General features: G+C 72.0%; 15 protein-coding genes. 6 read left to right on the top strand and 9 right to left on the bottom strand.

Annotation, left to right across the window (positions count from 1 at the left end):
* Positions 1 to 28: 28 nt before the first annotated feature.
* The 3 genes from AB0M26_RS25020 to AB0M26_RS25010 form a co-directional block, all read right to left on the bottom strand.
* Positions 29 to 1,219 (bottom strand): betaine/proline/choline family ABC transporter ATP-binding protein, encoded by a 1,191-nt coding sequence (locus AB0M26_RS25020; protein ID WP_365264071.1) that lies wholly within the window; start codon positions 1,217 to 1,219, stop codon positions 29 to 31.
* On the bottom strand, positions 1,216 to 2,778 hold the full coding sequence (locus AB0M26_RS25015) for a GMC oxidoreductase (protein ID WP_365264070.1): 1,563 nt from the start codon (positions 2,776 to 2,778) through the stop codon (positions 1,216 to 1,218). Before AB0M26_RS25015 ends, AB0M26_RS25020 begins: the two co-directional genes overlap by 4 nt.
* A gap of 89 nt (positions 2,779 to 2,867) precedes the next feature.
* A complete protein-coding gene (locus AB0M26_RS25010; RefSeq protein WP_365264068.1) occupies positions 2,868 to 4,370 on the bottom strand; it encodes an aldehyde dehydrogenase family protein in 1,503 nt (500 codons plus the stop codon).
* A 958-nt stretch (positions 4,371 to 5,328) separates the two neighbouring features.
* Between AB0M26_RS25010 and AB0M26_RS25005 the strand changes: the two genes are divergently transcribed.
* The gene (locus tag AB0M26_RS25005; RefSeq protein ID WP_365264122.1) at positions 5,329 to 6,801 is read left to right on the top strand and encodes a glutamate synthase subunit beta; all 1,473 of its coding nucleotides are present in this window, start codon (positions 5,329 to 5,331) and stop codon (positions 6,799 to 6,801) included.
* A 167-nt stretch (positions 6,802 to 6,968) separates the two neighbouring features.
* Here AB0M26_RS25005 and AB0M26_RS25000 read toward each other — a convergent pair whose 3' ends face one another.
* The 4 genes from AB0M26_RS25000 to AB0M26_RS24985 form a co-directional block, all read right to left on the bottom strand.
* Complete coding sequence (locus tag AB0M26_RS25000; RefSeq protein ID WP_365264066.1) at positions 6,969 to 7,958, bottom strand: malate dehydrogenase; 990 nt, start codon at positions 7,956 to 7,958, stop codon at positions 6,969 to 6,971.
* Between the two features lie 360 nt (positions 7,959 to 8,318).
* The gene (locus tag AB0M26_RS24995) at positions 8,319 to 9,548 is read right to left on the bottom strand and encodes a DUF2690 domain-containing protein (protein WP_365264065.1); all 1,230 of its coding nucleotides are present in this window, start codon (positions 9,546 to 9,548) and stop codon (positions 8,319 to 8,321) included.
* A 503-nt stretch (positions 9,549 to 10,051) separates the two neighbouring features.
* Positions 10,052 to 10,687 (bottom strand): DUF3017 domain-containing protein, encoded by a 636-nt coding sequence (locus AB0M26_RS24990; RefSeq protein WP_365264064.1) that lies wholly within the window; start codon positions 10,685 to 10,687, stop codon positions 10,052 to 10,054.
* A 233-nt stretch (positions 10,688 to 10,920) separates the two neighbouring features.
* Positions 10,921 to 11,781 (bottom strand): bifunctional methylenetetrahydrofolate dehydrogenase/methenyltetrahydrofolate cyclohydrolase, encoded by an 861-nt coding sequence (locus AB0M26_RS24985; protein ID WP_365264062.1) that lies wholly within the window; start codon positions 11,779 to 11,781, stop codon positions 10,921 to 10,923.
* A gap of 203 nt (positions 11,782 to 11,984) precedes the next feature.
* On the opposite strand from AB0M26_RS24985, the gene AB0M26_RS24980 reads away from it, so the two are divergent.
* From AB0M26_RS24980 to AB0M26_RS24965, 4 genes are all read left to right on the top strand, one after another.
* Positions 11,985 to 12,659: an RDD family protein gene (locus tag AB0M26_RS24980; protein WP_365264060.1), complete on the top strand. Its 675-nt coding sequence runs from the start codon at positions 11,985 to 11,987 to the stop codon at positions 12,657 to 12,659.
* 232 nt (positions 12,660 to 12,891) lie between these two features.
* Positions 12,892 to 13,527, top strand: a complete 636-nt coding sequence (locus AB0M26_RS24975) for a hypothetical protein (protein WP_365264059.1) — start codon at positions 12,892 to 12,894, stop codon at positions 13,525 to 13,527.
* 245 nt (positions 13,528 to 13,772) lie between these two features.
* Positions 13,773 to 14,513: an FHA domain-containing protein gene (locus tag AB0M26_RS24970; protein ID WP_365264058.1), complete on the top strand. Its 741-nt coding sequence runs from the start codon at positions 13,773 to 13,775 to the stop codon at positions 14,511 to 14,513.
* On the top strand, positions 14,510 to 16,222 hold the full coding sequence (locus tag AB0M26_RS24965; protein ID WP_365264057.1) for a protein kinase: 1,713 nt from the start codon (positions 14,510 to 14,512) through the stop codon (positions 16,220 to 16,222). The genes AB0M26_RS24970 and AB0M26_RS24965 overlap by 4 nt, the downstream gene beginning before the upstream one ends.
* A 188-nt stretch (positions 16,223 to 16,410) precedes the next feature.
* Here the strand turns inward: AB0M26_RS24965 and purH are convergent, their stop codons facing one another.
* Together purH and purN are read right to left on the bottom strand one after the other, a co-directional pair.
* Positions 16,411 to 17,991 carry a bifunctional phosphoribosylaminoimidazolecarboxamide formyltransferase/IMP cyclohydrolase gene (gene purH / locus AB0M26_RS24960; RefSeq protein WP_365264056.1) on the bottom strand — a complete coding sequence of 527 codons (1,581 nt, stop codon included), beginning with the start codon at positions 17,989 to 17,991 and terminating at the stop codon, positions 16,411 to 16,413.
* The gene (purN, locus tag AB0M26_RS24955; RefSeq protein WP_365264055.1) at positions 17,988 to 18,623 is read right to left on the bottom strand and encodes a phosphoribosylglycinamide formyltransferase; all 636 of its coding nucleotides are present in this window, start codon (positions 18,621 to 18,623) and stop codon (positions 17,988 to 17,990) included. Before purN ends, purH begins: the two co-directional genes overlap by 4 nt.
* Positions 18,624 to 18,848: 225 nt before the next feature.
* Between purN and AB0M26_RS24950 the strand changes: the two genes are divergently transcribed.
* A complete protein-coding gene (locus tag AB0M26_RS24950) occupies positions 18,849 to 19,925 on the top strand; it encodes a hypothetical protein (protein WP_365264054.1) in 1,077 nt (358 codons plus the stop codon).
* Positions 19,926 to 20,371: the final 446 nt, after the last annotated feature.

Here is a 20,371-nt window from a genome sequence, read left to right as displayed (position 1 = left end):
CTGCTCGCACTGGTGGGGCTGGGGAGCGTCATGCGGCGACCTCCTCGCCCTCGGCGTCCTTCGCGGCCTTCGCACCCTTCGGCTCCGGGCCCGGGTCCTGCGGACCGTCGGGGCCCTCGGTGCCGGCCACGACGCCGAGCAGGCATTCATGGTCGACGACGCCGAGCAGCTTGCCGTCGGACATGACGCGGGCCGCCGCGTCGCCGGACCGGGCGACCGCCTCGATGGCCTCGGAGACGGTCGCGCTCGGCGCGATGGCCGGTCCGGTCTCGGACTCGCCGACGTCGGCGGGGCGCATCGCGGAGCGGACGGTGATGACCTGCTCGCGGGCGACGTCCCGGACGAACTCGCGCACGTAGTCGTCGGCCGGGGACCCGACGATCTCCTCGGGCGTGCCGAGCTGCACGATCTGCCCGTCGCGCATCAGGGCGATGCGGTCGCCGAGGCGCAGGGCCTCGCTGAGGTCATGGGTGATGAAGATCATCGTCCGGCCCTCCTCGCGGTGCAGCCGGATGACCTCCTGCTGCATGTCGCGGCGGATGAGCGGGTCGAGGGCGCTGAACGGCTCGTCGAAGAGCAGCACTTCGGGGTCGACGGCGAGCGCCCGGGCGAGGCCCACACGCTGCTGCTGACCGCCGGAGAGCTGGCCGGGGCGGCGGGACTCCAGGCCCTCCAGACCGACCTTGGCCACCATCTCGGCTGCGCGGGCGCGGCGTACGGCCCTGCCCACGCCCTGGATCTCCAGGCCGTACGCGACGTTGTCGAGGACGGAGCGGTGCGGCAGCAGGCCGAAGTGCTGGAAAACCATCGCGGCGCGATGGCGGCGCAGTTGTCGCAGCCGGCGGCGGTCCATGCCGAGCACGTCCTCTCCGTCGATGGACACGCTGCCGCTGGTCGGCTCGATGAGCCGGGTCAGACAGCGCACCAGTGTGGACTTGCCGGAGCCGGACAGGCCCATGACGACGAAGACCTCGCCCTTGCGGACGTCGAAGGAGACGTCGCGTACGGCCGCGGTGCAGCCGGTGCGGCGGCGCAGTTCGTCGGCGGGCAGGGAGGCGTGCGGGCCGCCGGGTATGCGGTCCGCCTTGGGTCCGAAGACCTTCCACAGGTTGCGGACGGAAAAGACGGGAGCCTGCCCCAGCGCCGTCTTCTCAGCCGCTTCCTCGCGCGGGCGCGACGCGCCCGTCGCCCCGGAGTCGGTTCTACCGGTTGCCGTCATCGGACATCACCTTCATCTTTCGGGCCTGATGCGAGCAGTTCAGCGCACTTCTCCCCCACCATCAGGACGCCGATCATGGGGTTCACTGCGGGGATGGTGGGGAACACGGACGCGTCGGCGATCCGGATCCCCTCCAGCCCGCGGATCCTCAACTCGGGGTCCACAACGGCGAGTTCGTCGTCTGCCGCGCCGATGCGGCAGGTGCCCGCCGGATGGTAGACGGTGTGCGCGACATGGCGTGCGTACGCGCTGATCTCCTCGTCGGAGGTGACCTCGGGGCCGGGGCAGACCTCGCGCCCCAGCCATCCGGCCAGCGGTTCGGTCTTCGCGATCTCCCGGGCGATCTTGATGCCGTCGACGAGGGTGTTGCCGTCGTAGTCGTCCTCGTCCGTGAAGTAGCGGAAGTCGAGGGCGGGTTTGACGGCCGGATCGGCGCTGGTGAGGTAGAGGCGGCCGCGGCTGCGGGGCTTGGGGATGTTCGGCGTCATCGACACCCCGTGCTCGGGCTTCTCGTAGCCGAGGCGCTCGGGGTTGTCGGTGAACGGGATCTGGTAGAAGTGGAACATCAGGTCCGGGCCGTCGGACGCCGGGTCCCGCCGGACGAAGAGCCCGGCGTCGGAATCCATCGCCGAGTTCTCCGGGATGGGCCCGTTGGTCTCCCACACGATGACCGATTCGGGGTGGTCGAGCAGGTTCTCGCCGACGCCCGGAAGGTCGTGCGCCGCGGCGATGCCCAGCGCTTCCAGGTCCCTCTTCGGCCCGATGCCGGAGTGCATCAGCAGCCGGGGGGTGTCCACCGCGCCCGCGCAGACGATCACTTCACGCCTGGCCCGGACGAGGCGCTCCTCGCCGTCGTTGGTACGGATGTGGACGCCGGTGGCGCGGGTGCCCTCCAGCTCCAGCCTGTACGCCCAGGTCTCCAGCAGGATGCGGAGGTTCGGGCGGTCGCCGGCCTCGATGTGCGGGTGAAGGTAGGCGACGGAGGCCGAGGAACGCTTGTTGCTCTCCGGGTGGTAGGCCAGGTCGAAGAAGCCGACGCCCTCGTGGAACGGCTTCTTGTTGAAGCCCTCGACGCGCGGCACGCCGAGCGCGGCCTGGGCAGCGTCGACGAAGTCCCGGGCGATGGCGTTCCGGTCCAGCTCGTCGACGGCCACGATGTTGTTGCGCAACCGGTCGAAGTACGGGTCCATGGACGCCGAATCCCAGCCCTCGGCGCCGGCCTCCGCCCACTCGTCCCAGTCGGACGGCAGCGGCTTGAAGCTGATCAGAGTGTTGTGCGAGGAGCAGCCGCCCAGCACACGGGCCCGGCTGTGCCGGATGTGGGAGTTCCCGCGGGGCTGGGGCACCGTCGGGTAGTCGTAGTCCAGATCTCCGCCGAGCAGGCCGAGCCAGCGGCGGAGGGTGAGCACGTCGGGCCGGTCGATGTCGGTCGGGCCGCCTTCGATGACGGTGACCGTGACGTCCGGATCCTCGGTGAGGCGGGAGGCGATCACCGAACCTGCGGTGCCGCCGCCGACGACGACGTAGTCGGCTGCCTCGGTCTCAAGGGAGGGGGGCATGGTGGGTACTGCTCCTTGCAAGGTGCGTGCGTGTGCGTGGTCCCGCGAGGGCGGGTACGGGCTTCGGCCCGCGCCCGTGAGTGCGGGCGTCAGCCCGCGAACCAGCGGACGGGCCGCGGATCGAGGTTCTGGTAGACGTGCTTGGCCTCGCGGTACTCGTCGAGACCGGTGGGGCCCAGCTCCCGGCCGATGCCGGACTTGCCGAACCCGCCCCACTCGGCCTGCGGGAGGTAGGGGTGGTAGTCGTTGATCCACACCGTGCCGTGGCGCAGGCGGCGTGCCATGCGCCGGGCGCGGCCGGCGTCGGAGGTCCACACGGCGCCCGCGAGCCCGTACTCGGTGTCGTTGGCCAGGGCGACCGCGTCGTCCTCGGTGTGGAAGGTCTCCACGGTGAGGATCGGCCCGAAGGTCTCCTCGCGGACCACACGCATCTCGCCGTGGCAGTAGTCGAGGATCGTGGGCGGGTAGAAGTAGCCCGCCGCGGGCCGTACGCCGGAGGGCTCGGGGCGACGGCCGCCGCAGCGCACGACGGCGCCCTCGTCCCGGGCCGAGGCGACGTACGCCTCGACCTTCTCCAGCTGCTGGGCGGAGACCAGCGGGCCGCACTCGACGCCGTCCTCGGTGCCGCGGCCCAGCTTGATCTTCTCGGCCCGCCGCGCCAGTTCGGCGACGAAGCGGTCGCGCACCGACTCCTCGATGATGAGCCGGGCACCGGCCGAGCAGACCTGGCCGCTGTGGATGAAGGCGGCGTTCAGCGCCTGGTCGACGGCGGTGTCGAAGCCCTCCTCGGTGGCGCAGGCATCCGCGAACACGACGTTGGGGTTCTTGCCGCCCAGCTCCAGGGCGACCTTCTTCACGGTCGGCGCGGCCGCCTGCATGACCTTGGTGCCGCTGGCGAGCCCTCCGGTGAAGGAGACCAGGTCCACGTCGGGGTGCTCGGAGAGCCGGGCGCCGACGGGGTTGCCCGCGCCGGTGACGATGTTGGCCACCCCGGCCGGGAGACCCGCCTCGGTGAGCAGCTCGACCAGGTGGACGGTCGAGAGCGGAGTGATCTCGCTGGGCTTGATGACGAAGGTGTTGCCCGCGGCGAGCGCGGGGGCGACCTTCCAGCTCGCCTGGAGCAGCGGGTAGTTCCAGGGCGTGATCATCGCGCAGACGCCGACGGGCTCGTGGACGACGACGCTGTGCACCGTCTCGCTGCCGGCGTCGACGACCCGGCCGCCGCTCTCGTTCATCACAAGGTCTGCGAAGTAGCGGAAGGCATTGGTCACGTCGTCGACGTCGACCCGACCCTCCTCCAGGGTCTTGCCGGTGTCCCGGCTCTCGGTGAGCGCGATCTCCTCGCGGTCCCGCTGCAGCAGCTCGGCGACACGGCGCAGCAGCGCGGCGCGCTCGGCGACGGGCGTGTGCGGCCAGGGACCGGAGTCGAAGGCGCGGCGCGCCGCGGCGACCGCGGCGTCGGTGTCCTCGCGTCCACCCTCGGCGACAAGGGCCAAAGTCTTGGCGTCGGCGGGGTCGAGGACCTCGCGGGTGGCCCCGGATGCGGCCGGACGCCACACGCCGTCGATATGGATACTCTCGGTAGCCGGCACGGTTGTTTCTGCCTTCCCCTGCATGTCATGTTCATAGCTGGTCGACCGGGGGTCGAACCAGCAACCGGGACCCCTCCCCAGTAGTGGCAGAGGCATGCGCAAGTTTTCACGCTCAGTGACCCATTTCACGTCGCCGGGAAGGGAATCCGCCGGGAATCCCAGATTCCCGGCGGCTGACTGGAGGCCGTTCGGGACGGTCGCGCCCGCCCCAAGGCGATCGTGCGGCACCGCCATCTGTCCGCGCAGCCGCGGCCGCGTGGTCGGGATCGGCCTTTCCAGGGCCTTGCCCACGCCGCTTGCGACCTCTGCGTACCTGACCGGGCGAACCGGATGTGCGGGTCGTGCCCGCCGCGCCCTCGCCGTCGCACCCTCGCCGCCGTGCTGCTGGCCTTGCTGTACGCGGCCGTACTCGCGCACCGTCACTGTGAGGACGCTCCGGGCGGGGGCGGTGGACTGCCCGCGACAGCCGAGCGGATTCCCGGCTCCATGGAGCGGACGGCCGCCTCGCCCACCGACAGGGCGGCCGCCATATGCGCGAGGGCGCGCGGGAGTTGGGCACCGGTCCGGTACGGGAAACCGGTGCACGAGCGCGAGCCGGTCCGGTACGGGAAGCCGGTGCACGAGCGCGAGCCGGTCCGGTACGGGAAGCCGGTGCACGAGCGCGAGCCGGTCCGCACCGAAGGAACCGGCGGGGGCAACCGGCCATGCACTGCATCCGTTGTCCCGCGACCAGCGGCGTACCCGCGTGTGGCCGACCGGCCGGTGGGCACGGGGAGTTGGTTCCCGCGGCATCCCGTACGGGCTTGGGCGGTGTGGCCATGTCAGCGCCCGGGGCGGATCCCGCGCACCGCGGTCCGGGAGGAATCAGGATCCGCTGCGGACCTAGTGAAAGGGGGACAAAGCAGGCGTAGAGTGGCCGGAACGCCGTGGTCCGATGCTGCAAGCGACGGAGCAGCACATGGTCGACCCCAAGGGCTTCCTCAAAACCTCACGCGCCGCCAGGCCGCGCCGGCCCACCGAGGAGCGCGTGGCCGACTGGCATGAGGTCTACGCAGGTCAAGAGCTGCTCCCGCTGGTCACGAAGCAGGCGAGCCGGTGCATGGACTGCGGCGTTCCGTTCTGTCACAGCGGGTGCCCGCTGGGCAACCTCATCCCCGAGTGGAACGAGTACGCCTCGCTCGAGGACTGGCGTGCCGCCTCCGAGCGCCTACACGCCACCAACAACTTCCCCGAGTTCACCGGCCGCCTGTGCCCCGCCCCGTGCGAGGACGCCTGCGTGCTCGCGATCAACTCCGACCCGGTGACGATCAAGGACATCGAATCCACCATCGCCGACCAGGCATGGGAGCTCGGCCATGCGCCCCCGCAGCCGCCGGAACGGCTCAGCGGCAGGACCGTCGCCGTCATAGGGTCCGGGCCCGCCGGGCTCGCGGCCGCGCAGCAGCTCACCCGCGTCGGGCACACGGTCGCCGTCTACGAGCGCGAGGACCGTATCGGCGGGCTGCTCCGCTACGGCATTCCGGAATTCAAGATGGAGAAGCGCCACATCGACCGGCGCATCGAGCAGATGGAGGCCGAGGGGACCAAGTTCCGCCCCGGCGTGGCCGTGGGCCACGACATCGACGCCGCGGAGCTGCGTGCGCGCTACGACGCGATGATCCTCGCCGTCGGCGCCACGGCCTGGCGGGAGCTGGCGGTGCCGGGTCGCCAGTTGCGCGGCATCCACCAGGCGATGGACTACCTGACGCTGGCCAACCGGGTGCGGGAGGGCGACTACGAAGAGCCGCCCCTCACCGCTGATGGCAAGGACGTCGTGATCATCGGCGGCGGCGACACGGCGTCGGATTGCCTGGGCACCGCCATCCGGCAGGACGCCGCGTCCGTGACCCAGCTCGACATCAACCCGGAGCCGGAGGCGGGCCGGCGCGAGGACGAGCCCTGGCCCACCTATCCGAAGGTCTACCGGATCTCCCACGCCCACGAGGAGGCCAGGGCGGAGTCCGGCCACGACCCGCGGATCTTCTCCTCGGCCACGCTGCGCTTCGACGGCGACGACCACGGCGGCGTACGGGCGTTGCACCTCTCCGAGGTCGAGCCGGTGCACCGGCATCCCGTGCCCGGCACCGAGGAGGTGATCCCGGCGCAGCTCGTGCTCCTCGCGCTGGGCTTCTCCGGGCCCGAACGGGACAGCGGCCTGGTGGACCAGCTCTCCCTCGCCCTCGACGTCCGCGGGAACCTCGCCCGCGACCGGCACTTCGCCACGGATACGGACGGCGTCTTCGCGGCCGGGGACGCGGGCCGCGGCCAGTCGCTGGTGGTCTGGGCGATCGCCGAAGGGCGCTCCGTGGCCGCCGCCGTGGACCGCTACCTGACGGGCGGCACCGTACTGCCGTCGCCGATCGGCCCCGCTGACCGGCCGCTCAGGGTCTGACGGTCCGCTCGCGCAAGCGGCAACCCGTACGCCGGGTCCCGGCACCGCTGACGCCCCCGGCAGCGGATGCTGCGGGGGGGCGTCCCCGGTGGCCGACTCGCGGTTTCGGCCGGTGCCCACTGGCGGGTACCCACTCGCGGATGCAGCGGGCGGGCACCGCGGCGGGCTCAGATCAGGCCGAGACCGCGGACCGCCTCGCGCTCCTCCGCCAGCTCCGCGACGGAGGCGTCGATGCGGGTACGCGAGAACTCATTGATCCCCAGGCCCTGGACGATCTCGTACGAGCCGCCCTTGGTGGTGACCGGGAAGGAGGAGATCAGCCCCTCCGGGACGCCGTACGAGCCGTCCGACGGAATGCCCATGGAGGTCCAGTCGCCCTCGGCGGTGCCGTTGACCCAGGTGTGGACGTGGTCGATCGCGGCGTTGGCCGCGGAGGCGGCCGAGGAGGCGCCACGGGCCTCGATGATCGCGGCGCCGCGCTTGGCGACGGTCGGGATGAAGTCCTCGGCGAGCCACTTCTCGTCGTTCACGACCTCGGCGGCGTTCTTGCCCGCGACCTCGGCGTGGAAGATGTCCGGGTACTGGGTCGCCGAGTGGTTGCCCCAGATGGTGAGGCGGCGGATCTCCGAGACCGGGACGCCCGTCTTCTTCGACAGCTGGGAAAGCGCGCGGTTGTGGTCGAGGCGGGTCATCGCGGTGAACCGCTCGGCCGGTACGTCCGGGGCTGCGGACTGGGCGATCAGCGCGTTGGTGTTCGCCGGGTTGCCGACGACCAGAACCTTGACGTCATCCGCGGCGTGATCATTGATGGCCTTGCCCTGCGGCTTGAAGATGCCGCCGTTGGCCTCGAGCAGGTCGCCGCGCTCCATGCCCTTGGTGCGCGGGCGCGCGCCGACGAGCAGAGCGATGTTTGCGCCGTCGAAGGCCACGTTCGGGTCATCGGAGATGTCGATGCCCTGAAGCAGCGGGAAAGCGCAGTCGTCGAGCTCCATCGCGGTGCCCTCGGCGGCCTTTACCGCCTGCGGGATCTCGAGGAGCCGCAGCTTGACCGGCACGTCGGCGCCGAGGAGCTGACCGGAGGCGATGCGGAACAGCAGCGCGTAGCCGATCTGGCCGGCCGCGCCGGTGACGGTGACATTGACGGGAGTGCGGGTCATGGCGATCTCCTGCTTGCTTGCCTGGCGGTGGGTGTCCCTGGCCGTCTAGGGATCTCTTGGTATCGAGAGACTTCCGGCCGTCAGGCTATCGCCCCGTGCTGGGCGGCCGCTCGCGGGGATGAGGGGGGGGGAGAGCGAGCGGCCGCCGGGGTGCGCGGCACCCGTGGGGGGGGTGTTGTTCCGCCTGCCCTCGATCCGCAGGGCCATGCATAAGATTTTCAGCCGCTTTGTAGGTTGGTTTCCGGCCGCATCCGGACACGGACGGCGATTGGCCCCGGCGCGGATCGCCGCGTGGGGCGCGTACGGGGCGGCCGGGTGGCACAGGGCGTCGGGACCTGGGCGGAGCCGGCGGCCCGGTGCTCAGTTGTCTGCGGCCGTGCCGGCGTCGGTCCCCGTACCCGCGTCGGTTCCGCCCCCGGTTGCGGTCCCGGCGTCTGGCTGTCCCGTCCCGGTGCCGTTCCCCGTCCCGGCCCCGTCGGCACCCGTGCAGCCGCTCGGGCCCGCCTGCGTCCTGGCGCATGCCTTCACCGCCTTCGGGGACTTCGCGGCGACCATCGCGGTGTACGCGTCCCGATCGGCGTCCGCCGTACGGCTCTCGGTCCTGCGAGCGGCCGTGACGGTGACCTCGTCGCCCGGTGCGGCCTTGGTGATCCGGGCCCAAGCCGCGCCGCACACCTTGCTGTAGCGCACCTCGACGACCGCTGTGCCAACTGTCGCGTCGGTGACGGTCTCGGCGTACTCACCGCCGCAGCCCATGGCCTCCGGGTCGGCACCGGCACACTTCGCACCGGCGCACTTCACCCCGGCCGGAAGGTCGGGCGTCTTCGACGCGGTCGGTGAGGGACGGGGCTCGGAGGCCTCGCTCCCATCGTCCTTGTTGAGGCCGAGCAGCAGCACACCGGCGGCGACCACGGCCAGCGCGCCCGCGATCCCGGCCAGGAACATCGGTACGCGGCGCGCGCCCTGCCTTCGCGTACCCCGTCCGCCCCCGCCGCCGTGACCGCTCCGGCCGTCCGCGCCTGCGGAGTTCACGGGCCCGGCGGGGCCCGGGTGGCCGGCGCCGTACGGCTGCGCCACCGGGGCGGCCGCAGGGGCCTGTTCGGCATGCGCAGCTTGCTCGTCCTGCGCGGCCCGGGCGGGCTGCGGGGACTCGGCGGTCCGGGCGGGCCGGGCGGGGGCGCTCGCCGCCTGAGCCTGAGCCTGCGCCTTCCGCGCCCTCCGGCCCTTGGCGGACTTCGGCGGCTGCGGGCCGAATTCCCCCAATGCGGCACGGGCCTGGGAGACGCGGATCGCCTCCATCGTCACGTCGTGCCGCATTTCCGACCGGCTCCAGGCTCTCTCCGCCAGCTCCCACATCGTGGTGAGGTGACCGCTGTGCGTGCCGGTCACGTCCGCGAGCGCGACGATCGCACCCTGCGGCGGCAGAAGCCTGCCGTTGAGGTAACGCTCCCACGAGGTCCTGCTGTAGCCGGTACGGTCCGCGACCGCGGAGACGGACAGACCGCTGCGGTCGACGAGCCTGCGAAGCTGACTGGTGAACTCCCGTACCTGTGGGTCGAGTTCCTCGGGCAGCTCCTTCCAACGAGGCATGTGGCCTCCCCCTGTTCCCCCCGAATCGGTCTGTGGTCCTGGCGCGCTGGGCCCAAACGGCACCCAGGTCCGGATGCCCATGCACAGGATGTCAGCTCGAGGCCAATGGTTGCGATGTGGGCCGGAACACCACGTCCGGGACCGGACGCGCCACAGGAACGGGACAGCCGAAACATTCCGGTGATGGTTGTTGCACAGCCGCAGCACCGCGGCAGAACGGTCACCTCCGCGCCACAGCGCCCGTGTGAGCCTTGAGCCGCCCTTCCGCACACAAGATCCTCATGTGCGGAAGGGACGCGCCACGGGGGCGCGGCAGCGACGCTCCCTTCCCAACGCAACGGCGCCCGTCCTCACCCGGGGGAGAGGGCGGGCGCCGTTGCCTTCGGACGCTCCCCGTCGCGGGCGCCGCGCCGTACGCATCGGAAGCGCCGGACACATCGGAGGCACCGTACGCGTCGACGGCGGTCCGCGTCAGTGGCGCCGTGCGTGCGGCGCCGCGCGTGTCAGCGCACCACGGCGCGAATCAGATCCTGCAGCCAGGGCATCTCCAGCCACGGATCGGGCTGGATCATCATCGCCAGCAGCACGATCACGACACCGAGCGTGGCGTAGGTGACCATGTCCGTGAACCGCGACCGCACCGCCAGCATGCCGACCGACGGCAGGACACGGCGCAGCACCGCACCCGCGATCAGCACCAGCCCGATGATGAGCGTGCCGATGCGCGCGGCGTCGGCGGCGACGACCAGCAGTCCGGCCGCGGTCCCGCCGAGCACGGCGAGCAGCGGCCACTGGCGTGCCGGCGCCGGCGCGTCGCCGGGGGCGGCTCGCCCCCCGCCCTCGGGCCGCGCGGTGTCCCGCGTGATCCGAGGAAACCTGCGGCTTCCGGCGGGCCGGGACATCTCCTCCTCGCCGCCGGAGCGCCCGTCGCGCTCCGCGAGGCGGGCGCCGTCACCCTGTGCCGTGCCCGAAGCGGCGGACGCAACCGAGGCGACGGACGCAACGGAAGCGCCGGAAGCGGCCGAGGCATCCGTACGGTCCTCCCCGCCGCCCGGTTCGGCGGGACGGGTCGACGCGGCCGGACCACGTCCGGGGCGCGGCGCCCCGGGTGCGCCGTTCGCTCGCGCATCAGCAGCCATGGGTGCTCAATCCCTTCCCTTCCGGCGAGGGCATGGTTCCGAAGGTAGCGCCGTCCGCCCGGGGATCGGGCCCCTGGATGTCCGGATGTGCATCACATGGCGGAGCCCCGCCCCCGTAGGGCGCCCGCACGAACAAGACGCCCGCACGAAAAGGACGCGGGGCACGGGACGGCGCACAGGACACGTACAGCACAGGGACGTACGGACATCCGGCGGCGGTTCCCGCGACGTGGTTACGCCGGGGCGGCCCGGCGCTCCGCCGCCTCCACGACATTCTGCAGCAGCAGGGCCCGGGTCATCGGGCCGACACCGCCGGGGTTCGGCGCGACCCAGGCCGCGACCTCCGCGACTCCCGGGTGCACATCGCCGACGATCTTGCCGTGCTCGTCCCGGCTCACGCCCACGTCCAGCACGGCCGCGCCCTGCTTGACGTCCTCCGGCTTCACGATGTGCGGCGAGCCCGCGGCCGCCACGATGATGTCCGCCTGCCGGAGCTGCGTGGACAGGTCGCGGGTGCCGGTGTGGCACAGCGTCACCGTCGCGTTCTCCGACTTACGGGTCAGCAGCAGCCCGATGGAGCGGCCCACGGTGACACCGCGGCCGATCACCACGACATGGGCGCCGTTGATCTCCACCTGGTGGCGGCGCAGCAGTTGGACGATGCCGTTCGGGGTGCAGGGCAGCGGCGCCGGCTCGTTCAGCACCAGCCGCCCGAGGTTCATCGGGTGCAGGCCGTCGGCGTCCTTGGCCGGGTCGATGAGCTCGAGCACCCGGTTGACCTCGATCCCCTTGGGGAGCGGGAGTTGGACGATGTAGCCCGTGCAAGCCGGGTCCGCGTTGAGCTCCCGTACGACCGCCTCGATCTCGTCCTGGCCCGCGGTGGCCGGCAGCTCGCGCTGGATGGAGGCGATGCCCACCTGCGCGCAGTCACGGTGCTTGCCCGCCACGTACCACTTGCTGCCCGGATCGTCGCCGACCAGCAGAGTCCCGAGGCCAGGTGTGACCCCGCGGGACGTGAGCGCCTGCACGCGGGCGACGAGTTCCGACTTGATCGCGGCGGCAGTGGCCTTGCCATCGAGAATGTTGGCGGTCATGCCTCCATCCTCCCGGATGAGGCGGGCCGGGTACCAATCCGGTCTCACCGACCACCGCATGCCAGGACAAACCGCCCTCACGGGCTCGACAGCGGCCGTACAGGTCATGAGCATGGCCGGATAGAGCTGTCGCAATCGGGGGGCGCCGCGGCACATGGGTCTCCTTCCGGTGCGCATCGACCGTTGATCGCTCGGAGGAGCACATGAGTTACCCGCCCGGCCCCGGCAGCCCGTACGGCGAGCCGCAGCAGGGGCAGCCCTACGGCTACCCCCAGCAGCAGCCCGGTTTCCCGCAGCAGCAGCCCGGTTTCCCGCAGCAGCAGGGCTACCCCGCCCACCCCGGCGGCGGCAGCGGTTACGGCCTGCCGGGCGCTCCCGCGGGCATGCCGCCCTTCGCCGCCTGGGGCACGCGGGTCGGGGCCGCCCTCGTCGACTTCCTCATCACCGGACTCGTTCCGATGATCCTCATGATCGCCGGATACGCGCAGATCATCGGCGACGGCCTGGACTCCGCCTCGAAGTGCGACCCCGACGACCAGGCGTGCCTCGACAGCGCCGTCCAGTCCACGGCCGACGGGTCCGGCGGCGCGATCGCGCTCATCCTCATCGGTGCGCTGCTCAGCATCGTCGCGAGCCTCTGGCTGGTCTACAAGGAGGGCAGGACCGGCCGGACTCCGGGCAAGAAGGCCATGAAGATCAGTGTGCTGCGCGAGGCCGACGGGCAGCCCCTCGGCTTCGGCATGGCCTTCGTACGGCGCCTGTGCCACACCCTGGACGGGATGGCCTGCTACATAGGCTTCCTTTGGCCGCTGTGGGACGAGAAGAAGCAGACCTTCGCCGACAAGATCGTGAAGTCGGTCGTCGTCAGAACCCAGTGACGGGACATCAGGTGCACTGACAGGGACGGGACCGGGACCGGGATCCCGTGACGCGGGGCCGGAACACCGTGACCGGTGCTTCGGCCGCCGCGGGGGATCCGGGTGGACAACCCCGATGCTCCCGACGACCATGACCCGGCAAGGTACCGCGGCTGTACGGGGGGACGGGCCGCGGTTCCATCCGACCTCCGTGGGTCGCCGCGCCGTCCCCGCCCATCCGCTCGGAGGAACCGTGAGCCATCCCGACCCCAACAACCCTTACGGCGGGCAGCAGCAGGGGCAGCCGTACGGCGGCCAACCGTACGGCGGTCAGCCCCAGGAGCAGCCTTACGGCTACCCGCAGCAGCAGACGTCGCCGCCCGGCTACGCCTACCCGCAGGCCCACCAGGGCGCTCCGTACGCCGCATATCCGGGCGGAGTCCCAGGCGTTCCGGGCACGATGCCGGGCCAGGTCGTCGCCGCGCGCGTGCTGCTGTTCGTCGCCGGTGGGATCTGGGCGTTGACGGCCGTGATCGTCCTCATCTTCGGTGTCACCGCCCAGAACATGGGTGACGACTTCCCGGGCTCCGAGGACTTCGGCGATGTGGCGGCGGGGGTCGGGATCGTCCTCTTCCTCCTCTTCGGCGGTCTGGCCGCGCTGCACATCGCGCCCGCCTCGATGTTCGGCAAGGGGCGCGCCGGCACACGGATCACCGCGATCATCGCCGCGTCGCTCAACTCCCTGGTCTCCGTACTGGCGTTCCTCTTCGCCGTGACCGGCAACGGCAACCCGGCCATCGCGCTGCTGTGGGCGGCCACCGCGATCGTCACGCTCGTCTTCTGCTGCCTTCGCCAGGCGGGCGAGTGGTTCAATCGGCCGCAGTACTGAACGCGCCCTCCCGGCACCGGCCGCCGAGGACCCGGCCCGATCGGTCCGTGCGACTGCAACTCTCGGCCAGAAGAACGGAGTTGGGTTCCGCGTTCGGCGCCACCCGTACCCGGCCACCGGCCGTCCGGCATACGCGAGGGGCGCACCGAAAGACCACGGGTGCGCCCCTCGCGCCGCGTTGCGGGTGCGATCGGGCGCTCGTTAGCCTGCTGACCGCTGCCGATCCTTGATCAGGGGGAGCGTACGTGTTCAGCGTCATCGTGGTGCCCGACGGTTCCCGCGGCCCCGGCTCCCAGATCCGGCTGGAGCCGGGCGAGACCCTGCGCTTCGGGCGCAATGGTGAGGACCACACCGACCGGCCGCCGTTTCTGGTGATGAGTCATGCCGGGGTCTCCCGCTTCGCCGGGGAGATCACGGCCAGCGCCACGTTCTGGACGCTGACCAACCTCAGCGGCCGCCAGACGTACGTGGTCGAGAACCCGGAGGGCGCGGGCGAGCACATGAAGGTCGGGCCCGGCCGGCTCGAGGCCCCGGTCCCCTTCGAGTTCTCCCGCGTCGTCATCCCCGCCGGAAGCGACCTCGTGGGCTTCGACGTATGGGCTCCGCGCCACGACTACCTCGAGGCCACCGGCAGCACCGACGGCGAACCCACCGCCCTCCCCTTCCCGCTGGACCGCACCAAGCGCTACTTCCTCGTGCTGGCCGCGCTCTGCGAGCCGAGGCTGCGGGGCGAACCGCACGCTCCGCTTCCCACCACCGAACAGGTCGTGGAGCGGCTGAAACCCGCCTGGCCCGCGGTGAACCGCACCACGGTGCAGTGGAACATCGACTATCTGGCCGTCAAGCTGCGTCTCAAGCCCCCGGCCGAATCCGCCCTCCCCGGGCCCCGGTTGAACGGGAAGAAGGAGTCGCTGGTCTCCCTCGCGCTCCGCTTCGACCTGGTGCGTGAGGACGACCTCGAGGTGATCGACGGGCCGGTGCGGTGAGCGGCAGCGGCGGCGGTACGTCGTTCGCCGTCCAGGTGCCCAAGGGGTACCGGGTCGGCTGCTGGGAGGTGCGCGAACCGCTGGCCTCCGGCGCGTTCGGCAGCGTCTACGCCGCGCGGCGCCGCGGAAGTCCGGGCGCGGACGCCCCGTCCGACCTCCCCGAGTCCGCGGCGCTCAAGTTCCTCCCCACCGGCACGCGCACGCCCCGCCAGCTCCGTCATCTGGAGGATCTCGCCCACCGCGAGCTGGAGTTGCACCGCAGGCTGCGCCGACCGCGGCTGATCCGTATGTACGAGGCGCTGACCGTCGACGACCCGGGGAACCCGGGGCTTGACGGTGCGACCGTTCTCGTACTCGAACGTGCCGAGTGCTCCCTCGACGCCCTCCTCGCAGCGTCCGGTGAGTGCCCGCTGCCCGACGGCCCGGCGCTGCTCGCCCAGATCTGCGAGGGCCTGGCCCAGCTCCACGGCGCGGGCTGGGTGCACGGCGACCTCAAGCCGGGCAATGTGCTGCTGATGCCCGGCGGCTCCGGCGGTCGCGTCCCCTCCCGCGGGGACAGCCTCTCCGCCGGTGGCGGTGGTGGCGACGGTGGCGGCGGGCTTCGTGGCACGGGAGCAGGTGAACGGTCCGTACGGCTGGGCGACTTCAACCTCGCGGCCGAACTCGAGGGCACCCACGCCTACGCCCCCGCCTTCTCCACACCCGACTACACCCCGCCCGAACTGCTGTGGTCGGACATCGGCGAGCGCGGCCAGCAGATCCGTACCACCGCCGACATCTGGGCCTTCGGAGTCGTGGCCCATCTGGTGCTGGCCGGGACCCTCCCGATGCCGGGAGCCACGGTGGCCGCCCGCCGCGACGCCACCGTGCGCTACGCGCGCGGAGCCGAGGATCTGCGCCTCTCCCCCGAACTGCCGGACGGCTGGCGGGAGATCATCGGCGACTGCCTGGCCCGTACGCACCAGGAGCGGGCGGCACACACCTCCGACGACCTGCTGCGCCGGATCGGGAAACTGGCGGGGACGGGGCGTTCGCCCCGGCTGCCGCGCCGCCTGGTCCGCGGACCGCGCCGGGGCGGCCGCCGCCCGCGGAGCCTGGTGCTCGCCGTCGCGGCGACCGCCACGGCGGCGGTCGCGGGGGCGGGCTATGGGCTGGGGGTGCTGGGCGACGGCGGCGGCTCCAACGGTGACGGCGCGAGCGAGAAGGCCACCTCGGCCACGTACGGCAGGGAGGTGCTGCGGACCGACGCGGGCGTGCCGACTGCGTACCGCAAGCTCATCATCGAGGCCGCTCACGCCTGCACCCAGGCGGAGGTGACCCCGCCGCTGATCGCCGCCCTGCTGAAGGCGGAGAGCAACTTCGACCCGGATCTGTCCGACCCCGGGAAGGACGAGTACGGCATCGCCCGCTGGACGCCCCGCGTGCTCAAGTACTACCTCCCGCCCTCGCAGGTCCCTGAGACCGGCGACCCGAAGCCGCCCTTCCCGCCCGAGGTCTCGATCCCTGCCGTGGGCCGCTACCTCTGCGTCATCGCGCCCCGGCTGGACGCGGATCTGAAGGGCAACCGCGAGGTACTGGTCGCGGCCGCGTACCGCACCTCGTTCCGCAAGGTGAACGAGGCGGGCGGGGTGCCCGCCGCGTACCGCGACTACGCCGCGCGCGTCGAGCGCCACCTCGAGCAGTACACACCCCGAACACCCGCGCAGTGACCCTCGGAGGTCCGAGGTTCCACCTCGACCGGGACTGCGGTTGGCTGGCCGCACCGGAAACGGGGGGAGACTCCGGCCCCCGCGCCATGCCGCGCGGGGGCCGGAGTCATGTGGCGCACAGGACCGGCCGACCGTATGGCTGCCGGAGCCATCACCCCGAGGGCGATCCGCCCTCGCCGGGGGGGCGGTCAGTGGAAGAAGTGCCGCGTTCCGGTGAAGTACATCGTCGCGCCGGCGCGCTTCGCCGCCTCGATCACCTGCTCGTCGCGCACCGAACCGCCGGGCTGGACCACGGCCTTGACGCCCGCCTCCAGCAGCACCTCCAGCCCGTCGGGGAACGGGAAGAAGGCATCGGACGCTGCGTACGCGCCGGCCGCCCGCTCCTCGCCCGCGCGCTGGACCGCGAGCCGGGCCGAGTCCACGCGGTTGACCTGCCCCATGCCCACGCCCACCGTCGCGCCGCCCTTGGCGAGCAGGATCGCATTCGACTTCACGGCCCGGCAGGCGCGCCAGGCGAACGCCAGCTCGCGCAAGCCCTCCTCGTCCAGCGAACCGCCGCTGGCGAGCGTCCAGTTGGCGGGGTCGTCTCCCTCGGCCTGGAGGGTGTCGGTGTGCTGCAGCAGGACGCCACCGGAGATCGGCTTCAGGTCGCCCGACCGCAGCGGCGAGCCCTCCACGCGCAGCACCCGGATGTTCTTCTTGCGGGCCAGGACCTCGACGGCACCGTCCTCGTAACCGGGGGCGGCGATGACTTCGGTGAAGATCTCGGCGACCTGCTCGGCCATCGCGACCGTCACGGGCCGGTTGACGGCGATCACACCGCCGAACGCGGAGAGCGGATCGCACGCGTGGGCGTTGCGGTGCGCCTCGGCGACATCGTCGGCGACGGCGATCCCGCACGGATTGGCATGCTTGATGATCGCGACGCAGGGCCGGTCGTGGTCGAAGGCGGCCCGGCGGGCGGCCTCGGTGTCGATGTAGTTGTTGAACGACATCTCCTTGCCGTGGAGCTGCTCCGCATCGGCGAGCCCGCCCGGGTTGCCGTCGGAGTAGAGCGCGGCGCTCTGGTGGGGGTTCTCGCCGTAGCGCAGCACGCTCTTGCGCTCCCAGGCGCCGGCGAGGAACTCGGGCAGACCGCTCGACTCGGGCTCCGGCGCGTAGGAGCTGGTGAACCAGGAGGCGACCGCCACGTCGTAGGCCGCGGTGTGCTGGAACGCCTCGGCGGCCAGCCGCTTGCGCGTCGCCATGTCGAAGCCGCCCTCGCGTACGGCGGTGAGCACGTCGCCGTAGCGCGCGGGGCTGGTGACGACGGCGACGGAGGGGTGGTTCTTGGCGGCGGCGCGGACCATCGACGGCCCGCCGATGTCGATCTGCTCGACACACTCGTCCGGCGAGGCGCCCGAGGCGACGGTCTCCCGGAACGGGTAGAGGTTCACCACGACCAGCTCGAACGGCGTGATGTCCAGGTCGTTGAGCTGCGCGCGGTGGGAGTCCAGACGCAGATCGGCGAGGATCCCGGCGTGCACGCGCGGGTGCAGGGTCTTCACCCGGCCGTCCAGGCACTCCGGGAAGCCGGTCAGGTCCTCGACCTTGGTGACGGGGATCCCCGCGGCGGCGATCTTCGCGGCGGTCGAGCCCGTGGAGACCAGCTCGACCCCTGCCTCGTGGAGCCCGCGGGCCAGCTCCTCGAGTCCCGTCTTGTCGTAGACGCTGACCAGCGCACGGCGGATGGGGCGCTTCGTAGCTTCGGCGGTGGCGGTGGCGGTCACGGGATCATTACCTTTCGTCCCTCAATGCGGTAGCCGTTACGGGCCAGGCGCCCCACGACATCGACGAGCAGCTCTCGCTCGGTTTCCTTGATGCGCTCGTGCAGAGCGCCTTCGTCGTCCTCGTCCCGGACCTCGATCACGCCCTGGGCGATGATCGGGCCGGTGTCGACGCCGTCGTCGACGAAGTGGACGGTGCACCCGGTCACCTTCACGCCGTACGCGAGGGCGTCGCGCACGCCGTGGGCGCCGGGGAAGCTGGGCAGCAGGGCGGGGTGGGTGTTGACGAACCGGCCACCGAACCGGGCGAGGAACTCCTTGCCCACGATCTTCATGAAACCGGCCGAGACGACCAGGTCCGGCTCGTACGCGGCCGTGGCCTCGGCCAGGGCCAGGTCCCACTCCTCGCGCGTGCCGTGGTCCCCCACCCGGCACACGAACGTCGGAATCCCGGCGCGCTCGGCCCGCTCCAGGCCGGTGATTCCCCCGCGATCGGCGCCGACCGCCACCACCGTCGCGCCGTAGCCCGCCGGGTCGGCGTCGATGGCGTCGAGAAGGGCCTGGAGATTCGTCCCGGATCCGGAGACGAGGACGACGAGGCGGGCCGGGGTGGAGGGCTGTCGGGGCGAGGACACAGCGGGGCTCTTTCTCACGGGCACTGACGGGACCTGTGGGCCCGGGTCGAAGGACGCCGTCGTAGGGTCGTACAAGCGAGGGTTTTCCCGTAACCGGAAGACCCTACGAAGCCGCGGACCGCCAGCAACGATACCGGCACACCGAGCGGCCCCCGCGGGACGGGGCCACCGGGGGGAGGTAGCGTCTGAGGCACGAACCGTCCCGGCGGGCACGGAATGAGCGGGATGACGACACAAGGGGAAGACACACCTCATATGCCGGAACGACGCCGCCGCGCGGCTTTCCTCACGCTGCCCACGGCCTCGTCCTCCGATGTGCGACGGGGGGACTTCGGCCCCGCCGCGCTGCCGGGGGCGACCCTGGCGCTGCGCGTCCCCCGCTCCGGTGCCCCCTTCACGACGGGGGGAACCAGCGCGTTCCCCGTGCACACCGCGGCGGACGCCTCCGGTGCTGCGGCGCTCCGGCGCGAGCGGAAGTCGGCGTCCGCCTCCCCGCCGCCCGAGGACGAGGACAACCCCTTCGCCGCGCCGCCGGAGGGCCGGCCGGAGCAGGCGTGGCGCCCGCGCGGACAGCGGGGCGGCTCACGGGGTCCGGACGAGGGTCAAGGCCCGGACGGTTCGAATGGTTCGGGAGACACTGACAGTTCGGACGGCTCGGGCAACGATGGTGACGGCGCCCGCGACGACGGCCGGAAGCAGTCCCAGTGGGGCAGCCAGTGGAGCAGCCGGCAGCCGGGCCGCCAGAGCGGCAGTTTCGGAGGAGGCCCCGGCGACCGCCGGGCGAACGGTGGTCAGGGCGGCGGCCCCGGCGGACCCGCCGGACTGCGCTGGGACCCGACCGACCCGATGCAGCGCCGAGCCCGCTACGCACTGCTCGCCGGCATGTGGGGCTTCTTCTTCGCGCTGTTCAGCCTCCCGGAGATCGCCCTGCTGCTGGGCGCGCTCGCGATGTACTGGGGCATCAGCTCACTTCGCGGCCGGTCCGCCCGTCCGCGCGGGGGTGCGGGCGCGAACCCGAACGACATCGGTACGAGCACGGCACCGAGCAACCGCTCGGGGGCGGGCGGCCAGGGCGCGGGGGGCGGATCGCCGCAGAGCTCCCGGCCGCAGACCACGGCCGCCATCAGCGGACTGGTCACGGGCGGGCTGGCGCTGGCGATCGTGGCGGCGACGTTCACATTCCAGCTCGTGTACCGGGACTACTACGCGTGCGTGGACGACGCGCTGACGACCTCGTCCCGCCAGTCGTGCGAGGACCTCCTCCCCAAACAGCTCCGTCCGCTGCTGAACGCCGAGGACTGACCGGACGGCACTCCGGTATCCCCGGCTCCAAGGAGAACGGGGCCAACTGCCTCCCGCCCGCGTGAGAACGTGAGCCGCCGCCGAGCCCTCCGTGATTTGGGGGCGGCGGGCCACCGGGCGGCGGCGACGCCTCCACGGCGGTGAGACGACTGCGGCGAAGGGCCCCCACGGCGGTGAGACGACCGGGGCGAAGGGCCTCCCACGGCGGTGAGACGACCGGGGCGAAGGGCCTCCCACGGCAGGAAGACGACTGCGGCGAAGGACGTCCCACGGCGGAGAACGATGACGATGACGGCGACGACGGCTCCCACCGCGGGTGGATGACTGCGGCGACGTCGACGGCAGCGCTCACCCCATTACCTTCTTCGTGGCCCCGCAATGGGGCTCCCGGCCTCTGGAGCTGGCATGACTGGGTCCCCCTGTCGAGTGCATGGCCTGGGGGGTGG

It is taken from the genome of Streptomyces sp. NPDC051776, assembly GCF_040681345.1.
GTDB lineage: Bacteria > Actinomycetota > Actinomycetes > Streptomycetales > Streptomycetaceae > Streptomyces.
Note: the sequence above shows the minus strand (reverse complement) of the source record. Positions and strands in the feature narration are given on the sequence as shown.